General features: G+C 37.4%; 19 protein-coding genes. 14 read left to right on the top strand and 5 right to left on the bottom strand.

Annotated features, from left to right (window positions below; translation table 11 throughout):
- Positions 1-22: 22 nt before the first annotated feature.
- Together RST01_RS09385 and RST01_RS09390 are read right to left on the bottom strand one after the other, a co-directional pair.
- Positions 23-364, bottom strand: coding sequence for a DUF3147 family protein (locus RST01_RS09385; RefSeq protein ID WP_147196227.1), 342 nt, complete (start codon positions 362-364; stop codon positions 23-25).
- Positions 365-763: a MarR family winged helix-turn-helix transcriptional regulator gene (locus RST01_RS09390; RefSeq protein ID WP_147196229.1), complete on the bottom strand. Its 399-nt coding sequence runs from the start codon at positions 761-763 to the stop codon at positions 365-367.
- A gap of 294 nt (positions 764-1,057) precedes the next feature.
- Here RST01_RS09390 and RST01_RS09395 point away from each other — a divergent pair, with 294 nt between their 5' ends.
- The 10 genes from RST01_RS09395 (at position 1,058) to RST01_RS09440 (ending at position 8,604) form a co-directional block, all read left to right on the top strand.
- Entirely contained in the window at positions 1,058-1,585 is a 528-nt protein-coding gene (locus RST01_RS09395; protein ID WP_147196231.1) for a GNAT family N-acetyltransferase, read from the top strand.
- A gap of 9 nt (positions 1,586-1,594) precedes the next feature.
- Complete coding sequence (locus RST01_RS09400; RefSeq protein ID WP_147196233.1) at positions 1,595-3,070, top strand: amidase family protein; 1,476 nt, start codon at positions 1,595-1,597, stop codon at positions 3,068-3,070.
- A gap of 112 nt (positions 3,071-3,182) precedes the next feature.
- The gene (locus tag RST01_RS09405; RefSeq protein WP_147196235.1) at positions 3,183-3,701 is read left to right on the top strand and encodes an NUDIX hydrolase; all 519 of its coding nucleotides are present in this window, start codon (positions 3,183-3,185) and stop codon (positions 3,699-3,701) included.
- Between the two features lie 41 nt (positions 3,702-3,742).
- Positions 3,743-5,047, top strand: a complete 1,305-nt coding sequence (locus RST01_RS09410; RefSeq protein WP_147196237.1) for an acyl-CoA thioesterase/bile acid-CoA:amino acid N-acyltransferase family protein — start codon at positions 3,743-3,745, stop codon at positions 5,045-5,047.
- A gap of 23 nt (positions 5,048-5,070) precedes the next feature.
- Entirely contained in the window at positions 5,071-5,349 is a 279-nt protein-coding gene (locus tag RST01_RS09415; protein ID WP_147196239.1) for a YesK family protein, read from the top strand.
- Positions 5,350-5,420: 71 nt separating this feature from the next.
- Positions 5,421-5,825, top strand: coding sequence for a VOC family protein (locus tag RST01_RS09420; protein WP_147196241.1), 405 nt, complete (start codon positions 5,421-5,423; stop codon positions 5,823-5,825).
- A 43-nt stretch (positions 5,826-5,868) separates the two neighbouring features.
- Positions 5,869-6,318: an NUDIX hydrolase gene (locus RST01_RS09425; RefSeq protein WP_147196243.1), complete on the top strand. Its 450-nt coding sequence runs from the start codon at positions 5,869-5,871 to the stop codon at positions 6,316-6,318.
- Positions 6,319-6,355: 37 nt separating this feature from the next.
- The gene (locus tag RST01_RS09430) at positions 6,356-6,835 is read left to right on the top strand and encodes a GNAT family N-acetyltransferase (RefSeq protein ID WP_147196245.1); all 480 of its coding nucleotides are present in this window, start codon (positions 6,356-6,358) and stop codon (positions 6,833-6,835) included.
- Positions 6,836-6,987: 152 nt separating this feature from the next.
- Entirely contained in the window at positions 6,988-7,506 is a 519-nt protein-coding gene (locus tag RST01_RS09435) for a GrpB family protein (RefSeq protein WP_147196247.1), read from the top strand.
- Positions 7,507-7,542: 36 nt separating this feature from the next.
- Entirely contained in the window at positions 7,543-8,604 is a 1,062-nt protein-coding gene (locus RST01_RS09440; protein ID WP_184117584.1) for a DUF2332 domain-containing protein, read from the top strand.
- Between the two features lie 41 nt (positions 8,605-8,645).
- Here RST01_RS09440 and RST01_RS09445 read toward each other — a convergent pair whose 3' ends face one another.
- Together RST01_RS09445 and RST01_RS09450 are read right to left on the bottom strand one after the other, a co-directional pair.
- The gene (locus RST01_RS09445) at positions 8,646-9,173 is read right to left on the bottom strand and encodes a tryptophan transporter (RefSeq protein WP_147196249.1); all 528 of its coding nucleotides are present in this window, start codon (positions 9,171-9,173) and stop codon (positions 8,646-8,648) included.
- A gap of 132 nt (positions 9,174-9,305) precedes the next feature.
- The gene (locus tag RST01_RS09450) at positions 9,306-9,731 is read right to left on the bottom strand and encodes an HIT family protein (RefSeq protein ID WP_147196251.1); all 426 of its coding nucleotides are present in this window, start codon (positions 9,729-9,731) and stop codon (positions 9,306-9,308) included.
- Positions 9,732-9,977: 246 nt separating this feature from the next.
- Here RST01_RS09450 and RST01_RS09455 point away from each other — a divergent pair, with 246 nt between their 5' ends.
- Positions 9,978-10,718, top strand: a complete 741-nt coding sequence (locus tag RST01_RS09455) for an ABC transporter ATP-binding protein (protein ID WP_066789558.1) — start codon at positions 9,978-9,980, stop codon at positions 10,716-10,718.
- On the top strand, positions 10,711-11,892 hold the full coding sequence (locus RST01_RS09460) for an ABC transporter permease (RefSeq protein WP_147196253.1): 1,182 nt from the start codon (positions 10,711-10,713) through the stop codon (positions 11,890-11,892). Before RST01_RS09455 ends, RST01_RS09460 begins: the two co-directional genes overlap by 8 nt.
- Before the next feature lie 50 nt (positions 11,893-11,942).
- Here RST01_RS09460 and RST01_RS09465 read toward each other — a convergent pair whose 3' ends face one another.
- Positions 11,943-12,479 carry an antibiotic biosynthesis monooxygenase family protein gene (locus RST01_RS09465; RefSeq protein WP_147196255.1) on the bottom strand — a complete coding sequence of 179 codons (537 nt, stop codon included), beginning with the start codon at positions 12,477-12,479 and terminating at the stop codon, positions 11,943-11,945.
- Between the two features lie 340 nt (positions 12,480-12,819).
- Here RST01_RS09465 and hemE point away from each other — a divergent pair, with 340 nt between their 5' ends.
- Positions 12,820-13,881: a uroporphyrinogen decarboxylase gene (gene hemE, locus RST01_RS09470; protein WP_066789551.1), complete on the top strand. Its 1,062-nt coding sequence runs from the start codon at positions 12,820-12,822 to the stop codon at positions 13,879-13,881.
- An 83-nt stretch (positions 13,882-13,964) separates the two neighbouring features.
- A complete protein-coding gene (gene hemH, locus RST01_RS09475; RefSeq protein ID WP_147196257.1) occupies positions 13,965-14,897 on the top strand; it encodes a ferrochelatase in 933 nt (310 codons plus the stop codon).
- Positions 14,898-14,943: the final 46 nt, after the last annotated feature.

The raw sequence follows: 14,943 nt of genomic DNA on the forward strand, positions 1-14,943 counted from the left end.
TGTTAACCTTTTCATATGCACACTATGAAATAAAAGCGCCTATGATAAATTTTTGCCCGATTAAAAATACGCCCCAAACAGCTAAGCCTAATGATAATGCCAATGCAAGATGTAAAGAGTGTTTTAAGGAAATATATATGACAAACAGCATAATCGCAGTTGCCGGAAAACCTGCCAGAACACCGAGTGTAAATTTATTGATTGTATGCGTAGCTTCTCCTTGAATCGTTAGCCAAATAATACTTAATATACTGATCAATGGTAATGCAGCTACTATACCCCCGTATAAAGGGAATCGTCTTGCCAATTCTGTAACAACGCCAATAATGACTGCTGAACTTAAAATTTTTAGAAGTAAGTACATTTATTTGGATACCTCACTTAATAGTTGAAACGCTTCAACTATCTTATTTCTCTCATCGTTTGTTAATTTATTTAGTGCTTCTTGCAATTTTTCTTCGTCTAGCTCCGTGTTTTTTTTCAAAATAGCTTTACCTTTATCAGTTAAATGGAGATAGACTTTTCGTTGATCCTCAATGGATCTTTCTTTATGGATCCATCCATTATCTACTAACTTTTTCACATGCTCCGAAGCGGTATTATGTGAAATTGTCAGATGATCTGCAATATCACGGATTGTAACAAATTGTTTTTTCTCTACAATTTGCAAAATACGAACACTTCGGTGGGAAATAGCTTCCTCTTGGTTAGGGTGTAAATAGAAATAAATATTAGTAAAATATTTATTTATATCTTGAATCATATAAAATGCACTCCTTTTATATCGTTTATACAGATTATATCGTATTTATAGATATAATTGTAGTGTTTTAATATCCTTAATGTCAGAATTTCAATGAAAGGAATATAATTTGGAAAAAAATCCTATTAATTAGCAGGAATTACATAGATTAAATGCGAATATTATATTTAGTAGATTTTGTCGATTTTTTTATTGTTAGGGGCTTTTTAGTGCAAATTGTAATCGAATGCTAGAAATCGGGAACAGCTTTTATTCAAAGGTCAGTCGTAATTCTATATGAATCGAGGTAGAGTCATGGAAATAAGAAGGGCACAATCGAATGATGCATCAGGAATTGCAAAAGTTCACGTGGATAGCTGGCGAACAACTTATAAAGACATTATTCCAGAGGACTTTTTAAATAATTTGTCGTATGCGAAACGTACTGAGTTATGGGAGAAAAACATTGCTAGTGAAGATAAGTATGCCATTGTTGCGGTCAATAATGAGGGTCAAATTGTTGGATTTGCGGACGGATGGAAGAGAGAAGACAACCTGGTGGAAAACACATGTGATCTGACCTCCATTTATATCCTAGAGGAGTACCAAGGAAAAGGCATGGGGAAGTTGCTGATGAAGGAACTATTCAAACATTTTAACCAAATGGGTTATGAAAGAATTTTTGTAGAGGTCCTAGAAGAAAATAAGACTCGCCTATTTTATGAACATTATGGCGCTAGATTAATCAGAAAAGTCCAAATTCAAATTGGCGGGAAAATGTTGAATGAATTGATTTATGAATGGGAGAATGTCGATGAAGTGGTACAAAAACTTAGGGATTGAAGAACTAGCATGGATATAAGGTTTAAAAGTTTTTTAAAAGAAGAACTCACTATCAATGAAATTCAAGAAGCAATGAGTGAAGATAAAATAACTTCAAAAGAGCTCGTAATGTACTATTTATATCGAATAGCTAAGTATGACCAAAGCGGGCCAACCATCAATTCTATGCTTGAAATAAACCCAGAAGCCATATTTATAGCTGAAGCGTTAGATAATGAAAGAAAGCTAAAGGGTGCTAGGGGACCATTACATGGTATTCCAGTTGTCATCAAAGATAATATTGAAACAAAAGATTCCATGCATACGAGTGCAGGAACAATTGCCTTAGAAAATCATTTAGCTAGGCAGGATGCATTTCTGGTGAAGAAGCTCCGTGAAGCAGGTGCTGTTATTTTAGGTAAAACAAATATGACAGAGCTAGCCAATGCCGTGTCGAGTGATATGTGGGCAGGATACAGTTCAAGAGGGGGACAAACATTAAATCCTTATGGTGACCCCAAACTATTTGTTGGGGGATCTAGTTCAGGATCTGCAGTGGCAGTTGCCTCGAACTTTTCAATGTTATCGGTAGGAACAGAAACTGATACCTCCATCCTTAGCCCGGCTATTCAAAACTCAGTAGTTGGTATTAAACCAACTGTCGGTTTAATTAGTCGAAGTGGCATTATGCCTTTTACATACTCACAGGATACGGCGGGGCCATTCGCAAGAACTGTTACAGATGCGGCCATTTTACTTGGTACCTTAATAGGGACAGATGAAAATGATATTGCCACCTATAAAAGTGAAGGGAAATCACCACAAGATTATACAGGATGCTTAGATTCAAAAGGATTATTCGGTGCTAGAATCGGTATATTTAATAACATTTCTGAAAACTACAAAGAGTCAGAGGAATATGATGAACGATTATTTAATAATTCTATTCAGTTAATGATTGAACAAGGAGCTGAAATTATTGAGAATATAGAAATTCCCTCTTTTTATAGAGAATGGAATTGGGGTGTCTCAATGTATGAATTAAAGCATAGTTTAAACAATTATCTCGCTAAATTACCAGCTTATATTCCTGTTCACTCAATATCTGAATTAATACAATTTAATAAGAGTATCAAAGAAAAAGCATTGAAATATGGTCAGGATAAATTGGAACAAAGAGAAGAAATCTCTAACACGTTAAGGGATCCTGAATATTTATTGTCGAAAATAGAAGATATATATTTTTCTCAAGAACAAGGAATTGACCATGCGTTGAAAAAATATGAATTGGATGCTATTGTCTTCCCTTCATATATTGGATCAACCATAAGTGCTAAAGCGGGTTATCCATCCATAGCTATACCTGCGGGATATATGGAAAGTGGAAGACCCTTTGGTATAACTTTTGCAGGTACAGCCTTTAGTGAAGATGTCTTAATCAAACTAGCTTTTGCTTTTGAACAAGCTGCTAAGTGCCGAAAGCCTCCGGAATTCTATAAAGTATGAAATGTCTTCTCTTACAAATCAGACGTAAGAAGATTAATCTGAAAAGTCCAAAGGTATTTAATGGAGAACCTGTATAAAATTGTACCAATTACAATCGGACGGGGGAATCTGCATGGAAATGTGGGATGTTTACGACAAAGACAGAAAGCTGACAGGTAAACAGATGAGACGCGGTGATGCTTTTGAGCAGGGGGACTTTCATTTAGTTATACATGTGTGTCTTTTTAATCAGCAAGGTGAAATGCTGATTCAACAGCGGCAGCCGAATAAGGATCATTGGCAGAACATGTGGGATCTTACGGTGGGCGGCAGTGCATTAGCAGGAGAAACGAGCCAACAGGCTGCAGAAAGAGAAGTGGAAGAGGAGATTGGTCTTGTGCTTAATCTTCAAAAACTGCGCCCTTCTGTAACAGTTAACTTTGAGTATGGATTTGATGATTACTATGTGAGTGAGATAGATGTAGACCTCCGGAAACTGCCACTGCCAACTGAAGAAGTAAGCCAAGTAAAGTGGGCAGCTAAAGACGCCATTTTTCATTTAATTTCGGAGGGCCAATTTATTCCATATCACGAGTCATTGATTTCATTATTATTTGATACGAGACATATGATAGGAGCACATAAAAACTAGTGGATCATGACGGCTAACGAAATTTACATAGGAGGAAAGCAATGAATCCAGTAATACATGTTGCACAAAATAGTCCATTACTAGATACATCTCTAGAAATCCAAATTTCAAACCTTCCACCCCATCAGGTTGTAACAGTCCAAGCAAAAATGCGGGATAACCTTGGAACTAGCTGGCAATCGTTTGCAGAATTTAAGTCTGATTCTAAAGGAGAAATTAACTTGGCGAAAGCACAGCCGCTATCAGGTACGTATTCTGCGTCTGATACTATGGGACTTTTTTGGTCAATGATTCCGCTGACTCATGAGCCAAAGAGAAAAACGCCTCTACAGCCATTGGAAACAAAAATAACGGTCATGAAGGAACATGAAATCTTAGCCACTCATTCTGTTACGCGTCATGTAGTTTCTCCAGCAGTGGATAGAATTCCATTACGTGAACGAGGGCTGATTGGTACATTCTTTTGTCATTCAAAGAGCGGTCCACTCCCTACCATCATTGTATTAGGTGGATCAGAGGGTGGGTTGCGAGAAAGTAATGCCGCATTGTTAGCTTCCTATGGATTTAATACATTAGCTTTGGCGTATTTTGGTATGGAAGATTTACCAAAAGAGCTAATAGACATCCCTTTGGATTACATTGAGAAAGCCATTGATTGGTTGACTGATCATCCAAAGGTAGACGATACAAGAATTGGGTTAATGGGAACTTCTAGGGGTGGTGAACTAGCCCTGTTAAGTGCTTCCATTTTTCCGTCTATCAAGGCAGTTGTAGGCTTTGTGCCAAGTGGCGTTATTTATCCAGGGATCGGGCAATCAGCCATTGGCGTTCCTTCATGGCAATTTAAAGGGAAATCATTTCCCTTTGCTTATGGTGAGGTGCCAAAGGAAGTTGGCGAAGAAATTCAACAGGCAAAACAATCAGGAAAGCCTATATCATGGCGCAAAACCTACCACTTTTGGGCAGTAGGTGAGAAAGAGGCAGAAATAGAAGTAGAAAATATTAAGGGACCAGTTCTTTTGATTTCAGGTGGGGATGACCAGCTATGGCCTTCAGATGTGTTATCAGAAAAAGTGATAATCAGATTGAAAGAACACAATCATCCTTATGATTATGAGCATATCAATTATCCAGAAGCAGGACACTCTTTTGGCCCTCCTGGTTTACCAACCACTCAATTGGTTCTCCCTTATGGGAACGGAATGCAATTGTTGTTTGGCGGAAATCCAACAGATAATGCACATGCACAATTTGATGCGTGGCAAAGAGTAAAAGTGTTCTTTGATCTGCACTTAGCCAATTCCTCAATCTCTACGCTAGGTTCGTTTAACAGGATAACAGAATAGAATAATAATGGAGGTGATAAAAAATGAGTACATTAATGCTGGCGGGATGGACGCCTATTTTGGTTCTAGGGATTCTATTTCTTATGGTTGTTTACTTTATTGCCCACAAGGTATCTAGAAAAACTTTATATTCAGTGTCAATTATATTGAGTTTAATATGTATCGGTTTAGTAATTTATAGTATATATTTTGTTCGTGGGTGGGATGGATTGGGTTACTTATTTACTGCTGTAAGTATTCTTGCAGGAACATGGATCGGCACTCTAATGGGACTATTCAATACTAAGAAACAAGCGTATTAAATTATAAATAGACAGGGCTAATTTTTTAGCCCTTTCAGTCTTGATTAGACAAGAAAAAGGAGTAAGATTTCATGCTTAAACGTTATATACACCATTTGTGTATACAAACTAATACATATAAAGAAAGCTTAGAATTTTATACAAAGGCATTAGGGTTTGAAGTGGTTGAGGAAACACCAAAATTTCATGGACGAGCATTTAATACTTGGTTGAAGTTAGGTGACTTTTATATCGAATTACAAACAGGCAAGTTTGGTGAAAAGCTAGTCGAGGCAAATTCAAATAGTGAAGGACTAGTTCATTTCTGTTTATGGGTGGAAAACCTTCCACTAGAAGTCGAACGATTAAAAGAATTGAAATCCCATTTTATTTTGAAGGATGGAAAAATTATCTATCATGTCGAAAATGGATCCTTATGTAAGGTGAAAGCACCTGAAGGAACGATTGTGGAATTACGTACTAACAAAGGAATTTAAAGGTGAAGTGTTAAAACTAAAATATAAATGAGATGAGAAATATATGATTTTAGTTGTTAGTGTATCGATTACAAAAGATAAGGAATTATTAATGATTGAAGAAAAAAGAGATTCTGGAATCGTTAAATGGAATTTTCCATCGGGGAGAATAGAAAAAAATGAAGATATTATGGCCGCTGCCATTAGAGAAGTCAAAGAAGAAACGGGATTAGATGTAGAATTACTTCTTACAACTGGCGTTTATAACTTTACAAGTGATTCAAGTGATCAGGTTATTTTATTCCACTTTATAGGAGGAATTGTTAGCGGAGAAGTGAGCTTACGTGAAGAAGCGATTACTAATTATAAATGGGTCCATTCAAGGGACATTTTAGCTATGACTGATGGTTCATTAAGGAATGCGAAAGTGATCAGACAAATAACGAAGAATGTCATCAATCGAAATTTTTATTCAACTGCTTTATTTAATAGAGACTTATTGACACAGTCATAGTGAATGAAAGTTAATAAATTGATAAGTGGGTGATAGGATGGAGATCAGCCTAGTAAAGGCAAAAGATAATGATGCCCAAGCTATTTTAGATATGCAAGTAGCAGCATTTAAACCATTGCTAGAGAAATACAAAGACGATGAAATCAATCCAGCGAATGAAAGCATTGAAAAAGTATTAAAAAGAATTAATAGAAAGGATGGTAGCTTTTTTAAAATCTTAGCTGGCAATAAGCTGGTAGGGGCTATATGTATTTCGTGGAAAGAAAAAACACAATTTTGGCTTAGCCCTATGTTCATCTTACCTACATATCATGGAAAAGGAATTGCTCAGAAGGTTATTCATTTAGTTGAAGAAATGTACCCTCAGGCTGTTAGTTGGGAGTTAGCAACGATAGTAGAGGAGAAGAGGAACTGTTACTTATACGAAAAGATGGGCTATAAGCAAACGGGGTTCAGCAAAAAAATAAATAATCGTACAACTCTTATCTATTATAAGAAAGTTTGTCAAACGAGCTAACCTCTAGGGGTAAGTAGAAATGTGGGATTTAGATGAAAAAAGAATAATACGTCCATTGATAATTTGCATTTTTAGAAATGAAGATTCTATTCTTACCGCTGAATGTAATGAAAAGCTAGTTTCTCATTAAATGAAAATAAGGAGAATTTTTCATGGATGAACAAGTAGTAATCGAAGAATATAATGCCGATTGGCCAAGAATGTATGAACAGGAAAAGATAGATTTAATAAAAGTATTCAACGATAAAAACGTTGTAATCGAACATTTCGGCAGTACTTCTATCAAAGGATTAAAAGCAAAACCAATATTGGATATAATGGTTGCCGTAAGAGACTTGGAAGAGGTAGATAAGTATATACGGCCGTTAGAGAAATTAGGCTATGAATATGTTGAACATAAGGAATTTCCGAATCGTAGGTTTTTTAGAAAAGGGGCACGGAGAGCGGGGACACATCATCTACATGTCTATAAGTACAATAGCGGTGAGTGGAATAACAAAATTCTCTTTCGGGATTATTTAAGAACCCATCCGGCAGAACTTTCACAATACGCTCGATTGAAGAAAGTGCTAGCGGAAAAATATAAGTATGATAGACCTGCCTATACGAAAGCAAAAGAGCCATTTATTCAAGAAGTTATAAAGAAAGCAAATGGGGTTAGCCAAAAGTGATTGCAAAATAATAGTTTTATTAAAGGGGAATTATTTATGCAAAATAACGATATGTTAAAAAGATTATCTCAAAACTTTATCACTTTTGCAGAAACAGAATGTAAGGACTCCAGTGAATTATATGAAACACTTTCATTGGCCATTGCAAATGATGATGAACTCCTAGAATTGTGTACAGTTGCGCGTAGTGGACAGCCTGTTCCTAATTTATTATTTGGAGCTGTCCATTATCTTTTATTAAAAGGGACCGAACATAAACTAAAAGAGTTTTATCCTAGCATTGTGGTTGAAGCGAAATTACCTAATGAAGCATTCGATTACTTTAAAGAGTTTTGTGTGCAACATAAAAATGACATTATTCATCTACTGCAAACGAAACTGGTACAAACGAATGAAGTGCGAAGATGCGCTTATCTTTATCCTGTGTTTAGCTTTATTTATGCAAAGTCACAAAAACCCTTAGCGCTTATTGAAATCGGTACAAGTGCCGGTTTGCAACTTCTCTGGGATCAGTACGCCTATTCCTATAAAGAAGATGAAGTTTTTGGAAATACAGAGTCAAGGTTACATATCACCTCCACCTTAAAAGGAGAGATGGCTCCTCATGTCTCCTCAACACCTCCCCCTGTGTCATCAAGAGTAGGAATTGATTTAAATACAGTCGATTTAATGGATGAGGAAGAATATATATGGCTGAAATCGCTCATATGGCCAGAGCACAAAGATAGACTTGCGATGTTTGTGAGCGCTGCCAGTTATATTGAAGAATGTCCTGTGCAATTGGTGGAAGGGGATGGCGTTTCGCTATTGAGAGATCTTGTGAGCCAACTTCCAACAAATAGTACGGTCTGTTTATTTCATACACATGTAGCTAACCAAATGCCACAGGAGATAAAAGAACAACTATTAAGTATTGTAAAATCCATTGGTCAAGAACGGGATGTTTTTCATATCTACAACAATATTCAAGACCGCAATTTACACCTCGATTACTACTTGAACGGAGTAGAACACCAAGAGACAATTGCTGAAACAGAAGGACATGGCAAGTGGTTTAAATGGTTGCTGCAGGAAACTGAGACGACATCAAAACTATAATTCTTATAAAAAAGAGCTAACCCATTTGGGTTAGCTCTTTTTTATGCTTTCGTTATAGCTGTTATAAAATTAGATCGCTTCACTAAGTTCACGATAATTGGATAGATGATGATAAAAGCGATTATATTCATCGCTGTAGCCGGCAATACAACTGTTAGGAAAAGCAGTGTAAATGGAACCTTTGCACCTATAAGGAAAATAGCAGTGCTAAGGAACACGCTACCAGATACAATTGTGCCAACTCCCACTAGAATCGTTGATACAGGGAGCTTATGGGCTGCCTTTTTCAGTAAAGCCACTGCCGCATAAATAATAAAGGCTGTGACAATTTTATCGATAATATTCGGTACAAAACCTCCAGGGAAAGTAGAAAATAACCCCGAAATGACACCTGTTGCAATGGCAAGCAGAAATACTTCTTTTGGACGGGGGAACAATAATATTCCGATTAACATCATTGTCAGCATGAAATCTGGCTTCATGCCTCCATTAAAGCCTGGAATCACCACATACAATGCGGCACCGATCCCTACAAGCAATGCCATTAACACAAGATTTTTTGTCTTCAACTCTCATCTCTCCTATTCTATTGACTAAACTCAACTCTCGTTCTCCTTTCGTATCCTCCTGATCGAAAGCGAAAACTTATATTGATTTTACAATTGCCATCGTTAAAAGGCAAGGGGGTATCCTTGAAAGATTTATTTATTCAAGTTCGCGATTACTTCGTCTGCTAATGTTTTTAACATTTCTGGAGCAAACTCATCTTCTTTTGTAATCCAAGTTGTTTTAAATCCATCCGTTTCATCATATCTTGGTATAAAGTGCAGATGGAAATGGAAGACGCTTTGACCGGCCGCTTCTTCGCAGTTGTTCAATAAATTCATCCCTGCAGGCTGGAAACTATCTTTGATAGCATTTGCTATACGCGGTGCTACTTTAAAAAGATTGGCTGCAGTTTCTGCAGACATTTCATACACATTTTTCACATGTTCTTTTGGGATAAGCAATGTATGGCCTTTTGTTAATGGCATGATATCCATAAAGGCATAGACATATTCGTCCTCATAAATCTTTGTACTTGGAATAGAGCCGTCAATGATTTTGCAAAATAAACAATCGCTCATAATAACACACCTTTCACTAATTTGCTTTTCATTTTACCATATTTGGAACTCTTATATAGAATGAAGTAAAATTGGGTTAGAGATCTTCCAGTGGGAAGAGAAGCGGCCTATAATTAGATTTGTCGCTCCGTAGAATGCGTTATTTAGATTGAAAATAGCAGCGTATTCGTTGAAAAGCCCTTAGTTTGTTCTATATAGATAGAAGAATTTTTGCTAAACTAGAAGAAGAATAGGAGTGACGTAGAAATGACGGTATTACAATTACAGTCAGTAACGGGCGGCTATACAAGAAAGCCTGTAATTCATGATTTATCTTTTGCAATTGAACCAGGAGAGTTAGTTGGATTGATCGGTCTTAATGGTGCGGGTAAAAGTACAACAATTAAGCATATTATTGGCTTGATGACGCCGCAAAAGGGTGAAATATTGCTTAATGGCGTTTCCATTAAGGATGATATAGAAACCTATCGTTCATCATTCTCCTATATTCCAGAAACCCCCGTTCTTTATGATGAGCTAACATTGAAAGAGCATCTTGAATTAACGGCAATGGCATACGGAATTGACGCTGAAACAAGGGACAAGCGTGTAGAACCGCTATTAAAAGAATTTAGAATGGAAAAAAGACTGAACTGGTTCCCATCTCATTTTTCAAAAGGGATGCGGCAAAAGGTGATGATAATGTGCGCCTTTTTAGTAGATCCATCACTATATATTATCGATGAGCCGTTTGTTGGCTTGGATCCATTAGCAATCCAATCATTGCTTGACCAAATGGACGAAAAGAAAAAAGAGGGAGCTTCTATTTTAATGTCTACGCATGTACTGGCGACTGCTGAGAAATATTGCGATAAGATTTTGTTGTTGCATAACGGCAATCTGCGGGCTCATGGCACAATGGATGATTTGCGCCAAGCATTCAATATGCCTCATGCTACGCTCGATGATTTATACATCGCGATGACAAAGGAGCAGCATTATGAATAATTTGCTTGATGTGTGGCGCGTGCGATTTGGCCATTATATGGGCGAAATCCAAAAATACATGCGATACGTTTTCACCGGACATTTGGCGATTGTCATAATGTTCGTTCTTGGAGCGGGTGGCTACAAATACAGTGAATGGCTTAAAACAGCTTCTAGCGATTTTCCTGCCATTTGGCTGACAGGTGCTATTATTGGTCTAGTGGTCGGTTTAAGCCGTCCAGTTACCTTAATACGAAAGCCTGATGAAGTCTATTTATTGCCACTTGAAACAAAGTTGCCTTTGTATTTTAAAAAGGCGCTCAAATATACGTTCAGTTCCCAAATAATCTTGGTGCTGGCTCTTTATCTAGTAACTTGGCCGATGCTGCGACAAGTGGCAGGATTAAAGCCATCTCTCATATTTGTTGGATTAGTAGTAGCACTCTTAATAAAATACTGGAATGTACACAGCGAGTTTATGTATAGATGGGCATACAAAGGCCATTATGCCTGGGTAGACCGTCTTGTACGCATGATTATTTCTGGTGTCCTCATCAGTTCGATTCTATCAGTGCAAATCATACCGATTGTTGTGCTGGTAGTGATTCTAGTAGTGTATCCAATTAACTGGCGTAACAAAATGAAAGAATTGCCATTCCCATATGAGCATTTTGTTAAATTGGAAGAAAATCGCATGATGGGTATCTATCGATTTGCCAATTATTTCACGGATGTACCACATATTCATGGCAGTATTAAACGTAGAGCATGGTTGGATTTCCTTTACGGGGTTATTCCTTATGCTAAAAAGAATACGCAGGAATATTTAGTTTTCCGTACATTTATTCGAACAGATGACCACTTTTATCTATGGGTAAGATTAACTGCGATAGCCGCTTTAGTAGCCGCATTTGTTCATATGCCGATTGTGATTGGCGTAATTGTTGGTGCAATGGCCTTCGCTACAGCTATTCAGCTGAAACAAGCGCTCACATCGTCTAACGATTTTCGAATGGACATGCTGTTTCCTTTACCAGACAATTCACGTCAATTAGCAAGCGTAAAAATTGTCCGTTATACCATCATTGTCCAAGGTCTCATTGTTGGGCTTGCGGGAATCATGACACCTTACTTCTATATTCAAGCATTGATTGTATGGGTTGTAGGGGAGATGACCCTTCGTTTGAGCAAGTAAATAGAATAAAAGAAGATGGAATGCGTAATAGCACCTTCCATCTTCTTTTTTTATTCTTGTTCCTCTTCTTCTTCTTCTAGTTTGGTTGTGGTGTATGTTTTTACGTATGGATGGCTGACAAAGATGTTACCTGTATCCACTCCATTGATATTCTTTTTGGGATGTTCGAAGGTTTCTTTGTAGGTTTGGCTTGCTTTCCACGCTTCAAATGAATGTGGACCATTCCAGACAGTCAATGAGATATAAGCTTCATCTTGGAAAGGACGTGGTCGTAATAGTCGATATGAAATAAAGCCTGGCTCCTGTTTCAGTTTTTCAATTACTTTTAAGAAGTTATCTTCAAATACAAGATGGCTTTCTTCTTTTACAGGAATATAGTTTAACGCGTAGAATCCATTTTGTTCGAGTTGACCTACTTGATGGACAATCTCGTAGCTTTTAGGCGTAGCGAAGACGCTTTTCTTCTCAGATTCATGAAGCAGGACAGTTTTGTCGGCCCCATAAAGTAAAATCATATTTTCATTGCTATGCTTTTGTTGAATGCTTTCCATAAATTCTGGTGTGCCTGATGTTAAATATACGTACATAATTTATTCCTCCTAATGAAAGTAAAAAATAAGCGCTGGAGAAAACCTTTACTTTATTATATGTATTCCCTAATAGCTTTAAGTATAAACGTTTGCTAGGTGAGTTAATAATAGAAACAGTTACTAAAGGGTATAAGTGAGAAAGGACTGAAATGGAAGCCAAAGTTCACTAGACTATTGCTGATTGCAAGGCATTGTCAAAATAATGTCGCAAATTCCTACGTTTTTTTGACAAATTGCACGTTGAACTATACAAGTCTGAAATAAACGTCTATCATAAAATTGGATATGAATGTCGAGTCAAACTAATTTACTAATTATGAAAGGAAGATTACTTGCCATGGGAACATTTAATGATACGCTCCTGCGCGCGGCGAGAGGAGAAAGAACGGCGTACACGCCAGTTTGGTATATGAGGCAAGCGGGTCGTTCGCAGCCGGAATATCGCAAGATTAAAGAAAAGTATTCACTAGAGGAGATTACTCACCAACCGGAGCTATGCGCTTATGTAACACGTTTGCCAGTGGAAAACTATAATGTAGACGCTGCCATTTTGTATAAAGATATTGTTACACCGCTTCCTGGAATGGGAATAGACGTGAAGATTAAAGAAGGAGTCGGACCGGTTATTACCAATCCAATCAGGACTGCAAACGATGTCAGCAAGCTACAAGAGTTCCATCCTGAAGAACATGTACCATATGTGCTTGAAACGATTAAACTTTTAACAGAAGAACAGCTGGATGTTCCTTTAATTGGCTTTGCCGGTGCACCATTTACACTAGCAAGCTACATGATTGAAGGGGGCCCTTCTAAAAACTATGCGTTAACAAAGTCCTTTATGGTATCAGAACCAAAAGCGTGGTTTGTCTTGATGGATAAATTGGCTGATATGATTGTTACTTATCTAAAAGCTCAAATCAAAGCAGGCGCGAAAGCGTTCCAAATTTTCGACTCCTGGGTAGGCGCATTAAGCCAACAAGATTATTCCATCTTCATCAAGCCTGTGATGGAAAAAATCTTTAACGAAATGAAAGACGAAGGTGTGCCAATGATTATGTTTGGTGTTGGTGCAAGCCACCTAGCTATGGAGTGGCATGACCTTCCAGTAGATGTAGTCGGTTTAGATTGGCGTTTGCCAATTAAAGAGGCACGCCAAATGGGCATTACTAAACCGGTACAAGGTAATTTAGATCCTACATTGCTATTAGCTGACTGGTCAGTACTAGAAAATCGTACGAAGGAAATTATTGACCAAGGATTACAAGTACCTGGGCATATCTTCAACTTAGGCCACGGTGTATTCCCATCTGTAAATCCGGACGTCTTAAAGCGTTTAACAGCGTTTATTCATGAATACAGCGCACAAATAGTAAAAGCAAACGCAAGCACTGCAAAATAACGTCTAAGCATTTAAAGGGAAAGAAAACTGTTATATCCCTTTATATTTGAGCATAAGAAAAATATAAATGAGGTGTCTTAACTATGAAAAAACAAATCGGACTATTAGTAATGGCATATGGAACGCCAAATAGCGAAGAGGATTTAATTCCTTACTATACGCATATTCGTCACGGTCACCGTCCAAGCGATGAGCATATTGAAGACCTGCGTAGCCGTTATCAAGCAATCGGCGGCATCTCACCTTTAGCAGAAACAACAAGAAAACAAGGTAAAGCGTTAGAAGCACGCTTAAATGAGATCCAAGATGACGCAGAATTCAAATTGTATATCGGTCTAAAACATATTGCACCATTCATTGAAGATGCAGTAGAACAAATGCACAATGACGGCATTACAGAAGCTGTATCAATCGTACTTGCACCGCATTTTTCATCTTTCTCTACCAAGTCTTACAACTCAAGAGCTTTAGACAAAGCTGCTGAACTTGGCAATCTAAAAATTCATACGATTGACAGCTGGTATAAAGAAGAAAAATTCCTGCAATATTGGACAGAAAAAATTAATGCAGAGTTCGATGCAATGTCTGATGAAGAACGTGAAACAGCATGCTTAATCGTTTGTGCACACTCACTTCCAGAAAAAATTATCGCAATGGGTGACCCATATGCAGATCAATTGCATGAAACAGCTGAAATTCTGCAACAACGGACTGGCGTAAAGAATATGGAATTTGGATGGCAATCAGCAGGCCAAACAAAAGATCCTTGGCTTGGACCTGATGTTCAAGATTTAACTCGTGATTTATACAATAACAAAGGATACCGTTCATTTGTGTATACACCAGTTGGATTTGTAGCTGAACACTTAGAAGTGCTATATGACAATGACTATGAATGTAAAACAGTTTGCGAAGAATTAGGTGCTAACTATCATCGCCCTAAAATGCCAAACGACAACCCGTTATTCATTGACGCGTTAGCAGATGTTGTACAAAAAACATTGGCGAATGCCTAAACAACAACTTAACTCTATCTCTTAAGGGATAGAGTTTTTACTAAGA

The organism is Rummeliibacillus stabekisii (assembly GCF_007988965.1).
GTDB lineage: Bacteria > Bacillota > Bacilli > Bacillales_A > Planococcaceae > Rummeliibacillus > Rummeliibacillus stabekisii.